The following is a 12,947-nucleotide window of genomic DNA, read 5'->3' on the forward strand; positions in this document are numbered from 1 at the left end:
GCGCTCAGCGCCGGTTCGGATCCGACGGTCCGCCGAAGCCGCCGGGGTTCGTGCCGTAGCCCGGTTGGCCGCCCGGTTGACCGCCCGGTTGACCGTAGCCACCCTGGCCACCCTGGTACGGGTCCTGGCCGCCGTACTGGCCGGGCTGCTGCCCGTAGGGGTTGGGCTGGTACGGCGCCGTCTGGGGGCCACCCTGGGGCAGCTGCGGCGAAGGTGCGGGGTACTGCTGCTGCGGCCGGTCCTGGCCGTACTGCGGATCCTGGCCGTACTGCGGCGAGCCGGTCTGCGGGTAGCCGCCCTGAGTCGCGTAGCGGGCCTGATCGGCGGTCTGCTGCGGCGCGCTCGACTTGCGGTCGGCCAACTGCTGCCGGACGTTGCGGCCCTCCTCCTCGACCTTGTCGAGGTAGTTCTCCCACCGCTGCTGCATCGGCTTGATCAGACCGCCGCCCACGCCGACGACGAGGATGCCGCCGATGGTGGCGAGGATCGCGACGAGCACTGGCAGCGTCACGGTCAGCGCGATGCCCACCTGATTCAGTGCGGCGATGATGCCGAGACCGAGGATGAAGATGCTGGCGAGGTTGGCGAGCATCCGGCCGTAGGACAGGCCGCTCAACGCATTCGACACCAGATCCCGTACGGCCGCAGCGATCGCCGACGCGACGACGACGATGATGAGCGCGACGACGAGCTTCGGCAGGAACGCGATGACGCCGGACAGCAGGTCGCTGATCGGATTCTGGCCGAATACGCCGAACGCCAGCTGCAGGACGAACAACAGCAACGCGTAGTAGACGAGCTTGGAGACGATCGTGCTCGCGTCGTAGTCGCTGCGCGCGAGGGCCTTCCGAACGCCACCGCGTTCCACTGCGCGGTCGAAGCCCACGCGTTCGAGGATCTTGTCGACGGCCTTCGCCAGCAGCTTGGCGACGATGATGCCGATGACGAGTATCAGGATGAAGGCGGCCAGTTTCGGCGCGAACGTCGCGACCGACCTCCACATGTCCTTCAGTGCATCTTCCACGGGTACAGCCTTTCGTCTTGGTGCGACGGCGCCCCCGCGGCCGGCAATTCGAAATGACGCAGCCGTGAATTCCCGCGTGGTCTCGGCGCAAACGTCGGCGCCGAGGCTGTGTGCATTCGCAAGGAGCGCTTGTGCTCGCTGGGAGGCGGGCGTACCGTCGTATATACCCCCCAGGGGTATACGAACGGGAAGGGAGTCGAGCACCGTGACCACTCCGTCGCATCACGACCAGCACACGCAACACGAGCACCACCACATGGGCGGCAGCACCAATGCCATGGCGCTCAGCGCGACGTTGCACTGCCTCACCGGCTGCGCCATCGGCGAGATCGTCGGCCTCCTGATCGGAACGGCGCTCGGCTTGAGCAACGTGGCGACGATCGCGCTGGCCGTCGCCCTGGCGTTCTCGTTCGGCTACGCGCTGTCGACGCTGCCACTCCTCAAGGCGGGCCTGGCGGTTGGCGCGGCGCTGCGCGTGGTGCTGGCCGCCGACACGCTGTCCATCCTCACCATGGAGGTCGTCGACAACTCCGTCATGGCGCTGATCCCGGGCGCGATGAACGCCGGTCTGGTCAACGTCGTGTTCTGGGTGGGCATGGCGATCGCGCTGACGGCAGCATTCTTCGCCGCCTACCCGGTGAATCGCTACCTACTGCAGCGCGGCAAGGGGCATGCGCTCACCCACGAGTACCACCATTCCGGCGGCACCGCGACGGGAGCGCGGCGCTTCATCCCGTCGCTGAGCACCGGCGCTGTCGTCGCCGCGATCGCCGCGTTCATGCTGGGCGGGTTGGTGGTCGCGATCGCCGACGAACTCGGTGCTGCCGACCGGGCCGCGCACGCGCTGGTGTCGCCGCAGAGTTGACGGCCCGGGCCTCAGGTCGCCGCCGAGTACCTGCTGACGCAGTAGTGCAGGAGGACGGTCGCGTGCGGCGCCACCTCGTGCAGCGGGGCGGCGTCCTCGCAATAGAGTTCCAAGAGGTGGCCGCGCGAGGCCGACCTGGCGCCCACGACGAGCACGGCTCGTTGGCCGAGTTCTCGTAGCAGGGCGACCTCCGCGGGGTCCGCGTTCTCGTCGTCGACATCGGCGACGAAGAACGTGCCGTTCTCGAGGGCACGCACGGTCGCCGGGTAACGAGCAAGCAAATACACCGTGTCGTCGAATGAGTGCACCATCCGCAGTGGGCAGCCGCTGTCGCGGCGGCTGAGCATGCCGCGCTCCAACAGGAGCGCGTGGCCGTCGTCGGTGGTAATGGACGTCGCCCAGCCCGAGGCGTTGGCGACGCGACTCAGTTCGGCGGTCAATAGGTCCAGCGCGTCGGAGAGTGTGGCCTCGGGCCGCTGCGACAGGCTCGCGACCACGCGCGGAACGAGTTGGTCCAAAGCACGTCTACCGTGCGCGGCCCGGGGGGTAGGCCAGGACGTGCCGCCCGCGCCGGACTGGGTGTGCAGGCGCATCCGCCCCGGACCTTCTCGCTTGGCAGCCATGAGTGCGGCATCGGCTGCGGCGATCAGCTCGTGGGCGGACGTCAGCTGCATGTCACGCGAAGCCACACCCCAGCACAACGACACCGATGCGCCGGTCTCGGTCGTCAGCTCCTGAGCCGCTTCCCTGGCCAGGCGTTCGGCGTCGGCCAGCGTGCGCCTCGGAAGCAAGACGCAGAACTCGTCGCCGCCCATCCTGACGACCAGGGCATCCGGCACGGCGGAGCTCACGGTGCTCATGACGTCCGCGACATCGCGCAAGAGCTTGTCGCCCGCGGGGTGACCGTGGCGGTCGTTGACGATCTTCAGACCGTCGAGGTCGCCAATCAATAGCGTGACCGGTACATCGGCCGCGTAATAGTCGTGCAGACGGTCATCGAGGGCGCGTCGGTTCGCCAACCCGGTCAGCGGATCCTCGTACGCGTACTGCGACATCTCGCCGAAGATCTCCGCAGTGCGGATCGCCGCCGACACGGTGGACCCGATCATGCTCAGCAGTTCGACGTCGGGGGGCCCGAATCGCCGTCCGTCGGTTCCGGTCGCCCACAGTTCGCCCCACATCGACCCGTCGCACATGATGGGTACGGCCAGTTCGCTCTCCTTGCCCAACGACCGGACCAGGGCCAGTGCGGCCGAATCGGCGGCGTGGTCGTCGATGGAACTCACGTAGGGCCTGCCGTGTCGCAGCAGGTCCGTGACCAACCGGTAATCGGCCAACCGGTAGCTCTCGTCCTTCGGCCAACGTTGTTCACCCGGGCCGAGATCGCCGACGTTGATCAACGTGCGGAGCACTCCCGATTCACGTTCCCAACGGCTGATCGAGAACGAAGCGGCTCCGAGCGCCACCAGGCTCTCCTCGGCGATCGCCTCGAGGGCGGCTTCGAGCCGCCGTGCTCCCATGATCGCCCGGGACATGCGAAGCAGCATCCGCAGCGTCGACTCATCCGCGTCATTCGGTCCAAGGGCAGGCTCTGCCGTCATTGCGTTCACCCCCGTAAACCCGTGGTTCCGAAGATTACGCCCGTGACGTGCCAGGTCGGCGCAGAACGACTCAGGTAGCAACAAGCCTTCGCTTCGTGGCCCAACCGACGCCGAGACGAGGGGACGAGCCTACGTGCGGGCCGCCGCCTTCGCTCTACCGATCGCCGGCACGCCCGCCAGCAGGCCGCGCTGCGGCACGCCCATGATGGGCTCCGCGGCTGCGCCGAGTTCGGCGAGCACGTCGTTGGCCGCGAGGGTGCCAGACATCGACGAGCGCTCCATCAGCCCTGAGAGATAGGGCAGTTCGACGAAGTCCCCGGCGAGGCGCAACCCGCGGGCGTCAGTCCGCACGCCCGGACGCGTCCCGGCCGATCCCGGCGGGAACGCGGGGGCCGTCGCCTCGAGGCGGTCGTGGCGGTGCAGCACCGTGGCTCCGGTGATCTCGGGCCACAGGACTGCCAACTCGTCGAACATCGCCTTCGCCGCTGTGTCGGCATCGCCGAGACTGCAGGAGTAGGAATGCAACTCGATCACCGAACCGCCGGTGGCGCGGGCCCACTGCTCGCTCGGCTCCTCCAGGCGTGAGTAGATGGCGATCGAATCGAGGTTCGGCTGGCCGCTGACCGCGCTGAACGGGGCCCGCTCGGGTGCGACGTCCCGGTCCAACCAGTACCGGCTCACCGCGAACGGCGGTGCCACGCGCAGACTCTCGCAGCGCTGGGCCAGCAGCGGCGCTGCCGCGGCGGTCTCCGGCGACGCGGCGATCAGCGAGCGCAGGGCCCCTGGATCGAGCGCGACGATCAGGTGCCGGGTGGACAGTCGGCCCGCGCTCGTGTCGACGTCCCAGCCCGACGCACTCGGCGCGACCGACGTGACGCGGGTGCCGGTCCGGACGTCACCGCCGTGGCGAATCAGGTGATCCCGCAACGGGTTCCAGATCGCCGTCGCGTGGTCGGTCGACGGCACGTCGAAGCCGATGCCCTCGGGGTTGCCGAGGAAGTAGTAGTGGAACATCGCCACCAGTTCCGCGGCCGACAGCTGACCCTGGTTGCAGAAGAAGGACCTGGCGAACGCCTCGAACAGCATGGTGCGGGTGCGTGCGCTCATGCCGAGGCCGTCGAGGAAGGTGGCGGCGTCGACGTCGTCGAGTTCGGCCGTCGTCGTGGCGCGGTCGTAGGCGAGCAGGGCGCGCCCCGAATCAGGGTTGGCGTTGACGAAGTCGTGTCGCGACAGGCTCTTCGACCGCAGCGCCAGCGCAAGAAGATTCAGCGGCGGTGCGGCGGGGAGGCCCGACAAGTCCTCCGGCGGCCAGTCCGCCGAGATCACGGGGTAGCTCTTCACGGGCGCTAGGAACGACAGGTCCGGGTCGGCTCGCCGCAGGATCGACCGCCACGTGTAGTAGTGCCGGAAGAACGCGTGGAAGCCGTGCTCGATGTTCTGCTCGGTGCCGTCGGGCAGCCGTTCGGGCCACGCACCGAGTCGCCCGCCGAGGTGATCGGCAGCCTCGAGCACCGTCACCCGCACGCCACGCTCGGCCAGCACCACCGCAGCCGAGACGCCTGCGATGCCGCCGCCGACGATCACCGCCTCCGAACCCGGCGGAACGTCGTGCGGCAGCATCGGATCGGGCGTCACCAGGCGGCGCGGCCGCATGCGGAACGGGGCAGCGCGGCTGGTCATCGGATCGCTCACGAGGTACCTCCCTGGTACGTACGCCCGCGTCGGCGGGCAAGGGTCAAGGCGAACGGGATGGCGACGGCGCCCATCAGGACACCCCCGGTCACCGCGGATCCGGGCAGTCCGAAGAAGACGGCATGGGCGAGCACCGAGGAGAAGTAGACCCACAGGTACAGCGCGGCCGCGGGAGCAGAGGGACCGTCGGCGCGGGGGAGTGCACGATCGAGCGCCGTCATCACCGCGGCCGAGACCAGCAGCCAACCGACGTAGTTCGTCAACGGGATGCCCGGGATCAGGGGCAGCCCGGGCTCGGGGTCGAACCACGTCCAGTGGCCGGCCGACACCATCTGCGGGTCGAGGAACACGTCCCACGCCGTCAGCGCCGCCGCTCCGACCGCGACGACGGCCGCCCGCCGCGTGACGAGGGTTCGGGCGACGTTCAGGGCGGGCCACGCCATCATCACCCACGCCATCGGCACCACCACGGGCACGCCGATGATCTCCGCCCCGAGGGTGCCGGTGTAGGCGTACTCGCCGAACGGCCAGCCCGTCGCCACCCCGATCGACTCCGCCACCAGGCCGCCGCCACCCGCCGCGCCGATCAGAACGGCGGCGCCACCGACACCGTGCACCCGGGCGGCGTCGGCGACCGCGGCGAGGAAGAAGACCACCACGCTGGTGACGGTCACCTCGGTGCGCCAGGCCTCGGGCATCAGGGGATAGGCGATCTGGACGAGGATCGCGGCAGCGACCAGCGTCCATACCGCCGCGTGCATGGAGCGCACGGGCGCTACGGGCACGGCGAACGCCATGCGTGCTACCTCCAGCGTCGAGGAACCGGGAAGCCGACGCCCGTGCCCGCCGACTGTGCGGCAGGGCGAGACTCCGTAGAGTTTGCAGGTGCCCGATGCGCGCTTGATGAAAACCCTACGCGCCACCGTGGCCGCCGGCTCGACGCTCGCCTGCATCGGTACCGCCCACCAGCTCGTCAACCAGCGCCTGCTGCGCAAGCCGCCGATGGACCCACCGCCCGTGACGTCGGCCGTCTCGCTGCTGGTGCCCGCCCGCAACGAGGCGCACCGCATCGGCCCCACCATTCGATCCCTGCTCGACCAGTGCGGACTGGCCGACGCCGAGATCCTGGTGCTCGACGACTGCTCGACCGATGGCACCGCCGAGGCGGTGCTGTCGGAGGCCGGGTCCGACCCCCGGCTGCGAGTGCTCGCGGGCGCTCAGCCGGCCGCCGGGGCGCTCGGCAAGCCGAACGCCTGCGCCCAGCTCGCCGCCGCCGCACGCGGCGACACCCTGGTCTACGTCGACGCCGACGTCGTCCTCTCGCCCCACGCCGTCGCGGCCGCGGTCGCCGTGCTCCTCGGTCCCAAGCCGTTGGACCTGCTGTGCCCGTGGCCGCGGCAAGTCACCGCCGGCATCGTCGGCCGGCTCGTCCAACCGCTGCTGGCGTGGTCGTGGCTCACCACCCTCCCGCTGCGCATCGCCGAGGGGTCGCGGCGGCCCTCGATGGCCGTCGCGAACGGCCAGTTCCTGCTCGTCGACGCCGAGGCCCTGGCGCGGGCCGGCGGCTGGCAGGCGGTGTCCGGTGAGGTGCTCGACGACATCGGGCTGGCCAGGGCCGTGCGCGCGAGTGGGGGTCGGACCGGCGTCGCCGACGGCGCCGGCCTCGCGACCTGCCGCATGTACGCCAGCGGACGCGACCTCGGCCAGGGCTATCGCAAGTCGCTGTGGGCCGCGTTCGGTTCGCCCGCCGGCGCCGTCGCAGTGGGGACCGCGTTGACCGTCGTCTACGTCGTGCCCGCCGCGGCCGCGCTGACGGGCTCCGCGGTCGGCGCGCTGGGATACGGCGCCGCGGTGGCGGGCCGGGTGGCCGCCGCACGGTGGTGCGGCCGACCCGGGTGGCCCGCCTTCGCCGATGCCGCCGCCCATCCCGTCTCCGTGCTGGCCCTGCTGGGTCTGCTGGCCTCGTCGTGGGTTGGACGGGTGCGGGGGACGCTGGAGTGGAAGGGCCGACGGCTATGAGCGAGGCGATCGTGATCGGCGCCGGGCTGGGCGGTCTCGCCGCTGCAGCGCGTCTCGCGGCGGCGGGCCACCGCGTCACCGTCTACGAGAGCGCCCCGACCGTCGGCGGCAAGCTCGGCCTACTGCAGCGCGACGGGTTCACCTTCGACACCGGACCGTCACTGCTCACCGTGCCCGACGTGCTCGAGCAGCTGTTCACCGAGACCGGCGGGCCCTCCGGCCTGCATCCGGTGGCCGTCGACCCGGCGTGTGCGTACCGCTTCGCCGACGGCACCGAGTTCGCGATGCCGCACGATCCCGCGAACGTGCCTGCTGCGCTAGACGACGCCCTCGGCGCCGGTGCGGGAGCGTCGTGGCAGCGGCTACACGACCGGTCCCGCCGACTGTGGGACCTCGTCGGCGAACCCATTCTGCGCCAACCCATCTCGCTGCCCGCACTGGCCCGGATGAGTCTGCGGCCCGCCGACCTCCGAGCGGTCGCGCCGTGGCTGACCATCGACCGTCTCGGGCGCCGGATGCTGCCCGACCCGCGGCTGCGGACCTGGTTGAACCGCTACGCGACGTACTCCGGGTCGGACCCGCGCCGCACGCCCGCGGTCCTCGGGGTGACGTCGTTCGTCGAGCAGGAGTTCGGTGCGTGGTACGTGCCCGGCGGGCTGCGCCGGATCGTCGACGCCAGCGCCACGCGCTGCACCGACCTCGGCGTCGCAATCCACACCGGCACCGAGGTCGAGTCCGTCCTGATGTCGGGTGGTCGCGTCAGCGGCGTCCGGGTCGACGGCCGCGACCACCACGCCGACGTAGTGGTGAGCAACGCCGACGCCGACGTCCTGCACGACCGGCTGCTACCGCCGAAGGCCATGCGCCGGCGTCGGCGTTCCCCGCGGTCGATGGCAGGCTTCGTCCTGATGCTCGGTCTGTCGGGCCGCGACCCCGGGCCCGCGCACCGGGTCTACTTCCCGGCTGACTACGACGCGGAGTTCGACGCAATCTTCGGGCGTCGGCCGGAGCCCGTGGCCGATCCCACGGTGTACGTGCACGCCCCCGATGACCCGGCGCTGCGCCCCGACGATGATTCCGAGGGATGGTTCGTCCTGGTGAACGCGCCTGCCCACGACCCGGGTCGAGGGGTCGACTGGGATGCACCCGGTCTGCGCGAGCACTACGCCGACCACGTACTCGACGTCCTCGCCGACCGCGGCGTCGACGTCCGGCCCAGGATCCGGTTCACCGAGACCATCACGCCCGCGGACCTGCAACGGCGCACGGGCGCCCCCGGCGGAGCGATCTACGGCACCGCCTCGCACGGCCCGAACGCGGCGCTGCGTCGCCCGGCCAACCGCAGCCCGATCCCCGGCCTGTACCTCGTCGGCGGCTCGGCCCACCCCGGCGGCGGCATCCCGCTGGTGCTCATGTCGGCGGAGATCGTCGCCCGGCTCATCGGACCGGCGGGAACTGCGGGGGCATCGAGCGCCGGACGCCGTACAGCAATTGACCCATCCCCACGACTCCGACGGCGGTCCACGTGACGGCGAACAGCACGCCCCACCCCCACCCGAGCAGCGGCACGCCCGCCGGGAACACGGCCGCTCCACCGGCGGCCATCGCGACGACGATGAGCCGCGTGGGCCGCTCGGCCACGGTCACCGCCCCGACCCCTGGCATGCCGACCGCCTGCGCGCGGGCGCGGAGGTACTCGAGCAGGAACACCAGCGCCACGGCGGCCAGCACCCAGCCCAGCGGGGCACCGAGCGCGAACAGGATGGCCCCCAGCGCGACGTCGCCGAGGCGATCGGCGACGGAGTCGACGACGGCACCGAGCGGCCTGGCCCGTCCGGTGCGCAGCGCCACCGCGCCGTCGAGCCCGTCGAGGATTCCCGCGGCGAGCACCAGAGGCACGACCAGACCGGGCCAGCCCAGGCCGGCGACGCAGGCCCACGCCCCCACCAGCACGACGACCCCGGCAGCCGACAGCACGTCCGGCGGTATCCGGCTGACCGGCCCGGACACCAGCGCCCGGATCAGCCGCAGCCACCCACGCACCACCGGCGACGGCTGGACACCGCCGTGCAGCTCCGACCATCCGGCGTCGTCGGTCATACGGTCAGCCTGCCAGGGTGGCCGGGGTTTCGACGGGGAGGCGCGATGAGTCGTCTCGGTGACATGGCGTCCGGAGTCCGCAAGACCTTCCCGGGAAGTGACCTTGCGCTGTGGGCGGCGGGCGCCACCTACTTCGGCGTGATCGGACTGGTGCCACTGGCGCTGGCGTCGCTGTGGGCTGTCGGCGCGATCGCCGGCCACGACACCGTCACCGCCGCCATGGAGGCGGGCATCAGCGGCCTGCCCCAGGGGCACGGCACCCCCGAGGCGCTGCGCACGCTGACGTCGGTGGCGCTGTCGATGTCCTGGGTGCAGGCTCTGGTCGTGCTGTTCCCGGCCAGCCTCTACGGCGAGGGCCTGCGCCGCGCCTTCGTCCAGATGTCGGCGGCACGAGACACGCTGACCGGCTGGCGCGGCCGGGCCGGGCTGCTCGGCGTTGCGGCCGTCGCCCCCTTGCTCGTTCTCGCCGTGTTGGTGTCGGCGCCGTACGTCGGCCCGCTGTACGCGGGCACCGGCTGGTCCCTGGTGTGGGGTGTGGTGGTGGCGTTCCACGTCGTGTGGCTCGCCGTCTCGACCGCGCTGCTCGGCGTCTTCGGCCTGATCGGGCCCGGCCACATCCGCCCCAAGCCGCTGTTCATCGGCGCCTTCGGGACGGGCGCGATCCTCGCAGGCTTCCTGCAGGGCTTCGTGCTGTTCCTCGCGATCCCGATCCCGTGGTCGGCGCCGTTCGGAGGCCTGCCGATCATCGGAGCGGTCTCTGCACTGGCACTGTGGCTCTTCCTGCTGCACATCCTCGTGCTCTGCGGATTTCGCGTCACTGTGGTGCTCGACGAGGTGATGCGCAGCCGGGCGAGCTAGCCCGCCCGGCCGCGCACGCATCAACCCGCCCGCCCGGGCGAGCTAGCCCGCCCGCCCGCGCGTGTGCTAGCCCACCCGCCCGCCCAAGTGCTCGGCGAGGAAGCGCTCGACCGCGTGATAGAGGTCGATCTGGTTGTCCGGGTTGAGGAATCCGTGTCCCTCGTCGTCCTTGACCATGTACTCGACGTCGACGCCACGGTCGCGTAGCGCCGCGACCAGGTTGTCGGATTCGGCCTGCACGACGCGAGAGTCGTTGGCGCCCTGGACGACCAGCAACGGCGTCTTGATCCGGTCGACGTACGTGATGGGCGACCGCGCCAGCATGTCGGCCTCCTGCTCGGGATCCGACGGATCGCCGACGAAGGCATGCCAGTTGTTGGCCAGGAACGGGCGCGCGACGTTCGGCAGCGTCCGCATGAAGTTGGCCAGGCTGGAGATGCCGACGTAGTCGATCGCCGCCGCGAAGACGTCCGGGGTGAACGTGACGCCCACCAGCGCGGCATAGCCGCCGTAGGAGCCGCCGAAGATCGCCACCCGCTCCCGGTCGGCGTAGCCCTGCTCGACGGCCCAGTCGACGGCGTCGATGAGGTCGTCGTGCATCTTGCCCGCGAACTCCCCGACGGCAGCCTTGACGAAGGCCTTCCCGTATCCGGTCGAACCGCGGAAGTTGACCTGCAGCACCGCATATCCGCGGTTGGCGAGCAATTGCACCTCGGCCGCGAAGCCCCAGGCGTCGCGGGCCCACGGGCCGCCGTTTACGAGCAGGACCATGGGTAGGCCGACCGGTTCGATGCCCACCGGCAGCGTCAGGTACGAGTGCAGGGGCAGACCGTCGCGCGAGGTGATGGTCACCGGTGTCATCGGAGCCAACGCGTCGGGGTCCAGGTGCGGCAGCGGACGGAACAGCAGCCGGCTCTCCCCGGTGTCGTGGTCGTAGAGGTACGTGGCGCCGGGCTCGCGGTCGCTGTTGAAGCTGACGATCCACCGCCGGCCGTCGTCGTCGGAGCGCAGCGCCGTCACGTCACCCTCTGCGAGCTCCTCGACATTGGCGAGCACCTCGGCGAATCGGGGATCCAACGCGTGGATGACCTGCCGCTCGCCGACGTAGCGGGCGCCCAGCAGCTCACCGGAGCGGTTGTCGAGGATCAGGGGTGCCACCAGTCCGAGTGGGCCGGCGAGGTCGAACTCCGGGTGGCTGTCGACCTCGGTCTCCTCGCCGGTGGCCACGTCGATGCGGACCAGCCGGGTGCGGTCGGTGTCCCGGTTCGATCCGATCCAGATGCCGCTGCCGTCCGGGGTCACCTGGACGGGCCAGATGCCGAGCGGGTAGTCCTTGCCGTCGTAGGTCCCGATCAACCGCATGGTTCGAGTGGACTCGTCCCATTGGGAGATCTCGAGGTCGCCGTCGACCGTCATGGTCGTGCCGAACAGCTTGCCATCGTGACTGCTCATCCAGCTGACGATGTTGCCGGGGTTCTCGGCTCGCAGGGTGAGTTCCCCGTTGGCGATGTCGAGTTCGTAGGCGTCCATCAGTTCGGGGGTGCGCTTGTTCATGTGCACGATCGCCCGGCCGGGCATGCCGAGGGGTTGGACGAAGTCCGTGCGCACACCGGGGAAGGGGGTGAGGTCCACCGCGGCCGCTTCGGGGTCGTCGAGGTCGATGCGGTGGACGTGCCAGTTCTCGTCGCCGTTGGTGTCCTGCATGAACAGCATCCAGCGCGGGTCGGGTGTCCACTGGAACATGGTGATGCTGCGGTTCTCGTCGGCGGTCACGCAGCGTGGTTCGGCGTCGAAGTCGGACTCTCCCCCCGTCGCCTCGACGTCGGTGACCCAGACGTTGAGCCGGTTGCGCCACGGCGCCAGGTAGGCGATGCGCGTGCCGTCGGGTGAGATCGAGGCGGCTGCGCGCTCGGGTGGGCTGAACAGCTCTTCAACGGTGATGAGGTCGGGCAGTGCCATGGTGGTCCTTTCGTGTGGTGGCATGGGGGTACTCGCCGCCGGGATTCGATCCCGGTGGTTGGTGTGTGAGTCATTCGGTTGTCGGTCAACGCTTTACGGGGTGACGGGCCCTCCCAGTCGGCCGTTGGTGGCGTCCCGGATGGCCTGGTCGATGAGTGCGAGCGTCTCGGCCTGGGTGACGGTGCGGCCCTCGACGATGACGGCCCGGCTCACGTCCTCGTCGATCACGCGGAACGCCCCGGTGACGGCGGCTGCGCACAACCGGACGGACAGGTCGCCGTCGGGCAGTTGCAGGCGCCGCGCCAAGACCGGGACGAAGCCGCGTTCGAGTTGGTCGTGCACCATCAGGTACGCGGTGCGCAGGGCTGGTTCGTCGGCGGTCATGGTCGCGATCCGCATGGCGGCGATCTCGTCGTCGATGTCCTCACCGAAGATGGGGTGTGCGATGACGTCTGCCGAAAGGTGTTCGCCCAGTGAGAGTTCGGGTGGCCAGCGGTTGAGGACCTCGATGAACCGATCGGTGGTCTTGGCCAGTACGGGTTCGACGCAGCTCTCCTTGCTGCGGAAGTAGCGCCAGATGGTGCGGGTGGAGAGTCCGGCGGCGGCGGCGATGTCGTCACCGCTGGTTCCGGCGACGCCACGCTCCCAGAACAGCGCGCAGGCGAGTCGAGACACGGTGAGCCGTGCCTGCGCCTGTTTCGTCGTGGCTGCCGAGTCGATGAGAGCACTGCCTTCCGGTTCTGTGTCACTTAGTGACAGCACCACTGTGTCACTTAGTGACAGCATGCGTCAAGGACGTGGCCGCTGCACCCTCTCGCCAGGGCACGTG

The 12,947-nt window shown here is 70.4% G+C and carries 11 protein-coding genes; 4 read left to right on the plus strand and 7 right to left on the minus strand.

The genetic code is table 11. The features are described 5' to 3' along the window. Window positions 1-4: 4 nt before the first annotated feature. Window positions 5-1,024 (minus strand): mechanosensitive ion channel family protein, encoded by a 1,020-nt coding sequence (locus G6N61_RS20365; RefSeq protein WP_163920362.1) that lies wholly within the window; start codon window positions 1,022-1,024, stop codon window positions 5-7. Window positions 1,025-1,229: 205 nt separating this feature from the next. Between G6N61_RS20365 and G6N61_RS20370 the strand changes: the two genes are divergently transcribed. Continuing rightward, window positions 1,230-1,889, plus strand: a complete 660-nt coding sequence (locus G6N61_RS20370; protein WP_235887210.1) for a DUF4396 domain-containing protein — start codon at window positions 1,230-1,232, stop codon at window positions 1,887-1,889. Between the two features lie 11 nt (window positions 1,890-1,900). Here the strand turns inward: G6N61_RS20370 and G6N61_RS20375 are convergent, their stop codons facing one another. From G6N61_RS20375 to G6N61_RS20385, 3 genes are all read right to left on the minus strand, one after another. Beyond that, window positions 1,901-3,490: a GGDEF domain-containing protein gene (locus tag G6N61_RS20375; RefSeq protein WP_163920364.1), complete on the minus strand. Its 1,590-nt coding sequence runs from the start codon at window positions 3,488-3,490 to the stop codon at window positions 1,901-1,903. Between the two features lie 129 nt (window positions 3,491-3,619). Next, on the minus strand, window positions 3,620-5,182 hold the full coding sequence (locus G6N61_RS20380; protein WP_198339310.1) for an FAD-dependent oxidoreductase: 1,563 nt from the start codon (window positions 5,180-5,182) through the stop codon (window positions 3,620-3,622). Then, window positions 5,179-5,979 (minus strand): carotenoid biosynthesis protein, encoded by an 801-nt coding sequence (locus tag G6N61_RS20385; protein WP_235887211.1) that lies wholly within the window; start codon window positions 5,977-5,979, stop codon window positions 5,179-5,181. Before G6N61_RS20385 ends, G6N61_RS20380 begins: the two co-directional genes overlap by 4 nt. Before the next feature lie 88 nt (window positions 5,980-6,067). Here G6N61_RS20385 and G6N61_RS20390 point away from each other — a divergent pair, with 88 nt between their 5' ends. Further along, window positions 6,068-7,201: a glycosyltransferase family 2 protein gene (locus G6N61_RS20390; RefSeq protein ID WP_235887212.1), complete on the plus strand. Its 1,134-nt coding sequence runs from the start codon at window positions 6,068-6,070 to the stop codon at window positions 7,199-7,201. Beyond that, complete coding sequence (locus G6N61_RS20395) at window positions 7,198-8,730, plus strand: phytoene desaturase family protein (protein ID WP_163920368.1); 1,533 nt, start codon at window positions 7,198-7,200, stop codon at window positions 8,728-8,730. Before G6N61_RS20390 ends, G6N61_RS20395 begins: the two co-directional genes overlap by 4 nt. On the opposite strand, the gene G6N61_RS20400 is transcribed toward G6N61_RS20395, so the two are convergent. Continuing rightward, window positions 8,639-9,301, minus strand: a complete 663-nt coding sequence (locus G6N61_RS20400; RefSeq protein ID WP_163920371.1) for a CDP-alcohol phosphatidyltransferase family protein — start codon at window positions 9,299-9,301, stop codon at window positions 8,639-8,641. The genes G6N61_RS20395 and G6N61_RS20400 overlap by 92 nt on opposite strands. 45 nt (window positions 9,302-9,346) lie before the next feature. On the opposite strand from G6N61_RS20400, the gene G6N61_RS20405 reads away from it, so the two are divergent. Next, window positions 9,347-10,159 (plus strand): YhjD/YihY/BrkB family envelope integrity protein, encoded by an 813-nt coding sequence (locus tag G6N61_RS20405; RefSeq protein ID WP_163920373.1) that lies wholly within the window; start codon window positions 9,347-9,349, stop codon window positions 10,157-10,159. A 66-nt stretch (window positions 10,160-10,225) separates the two neighbouring features. Here G6N61_RS20405 and G6N61_RS20410 read toward each other — a convergent pair whose 3' ends face one another. Both G6N61_RS20410 and G6N61_RS20415 read right to left on the minus strand, forming a co-directional pair. Continuing rightward, window positions 10,226-12,118: a S9 family peptidase gene (locus G6N61_RS20410; protein ID WP_163920375.1), complete on the minus strand. Its 1,893-nt coding sequence runs from the start codon at window positions 12,116-12,118 to the stop codon at window positions 10,226-10,228. Window positions 12,119-12,211: 93 nt separating this feature from the next. Next, window positions 12,212-12,793 (minus strand): TetR/AcrR family transcriptional regulator, encoded by a 582-nt coding sequence (locus G6N61_RS20415; protein WP_235887213.1) that lies wholly within the window; start codon window positions 12,791-12,793, stop codon window positions 12,212-12,214. Window positions 12,794-12,947: the final 154 nt, after the last annotated feature.

Source organism: Mycolicibacterium arabiense, from assembly GCF_010731815.2.
Classification (GTDB): Bacteria; Actinomycetota; Actinomycetes; order Mycobacteriales; family Mycobacteriaceae; genus Mycobacterium; species Mycobacterium arabiense.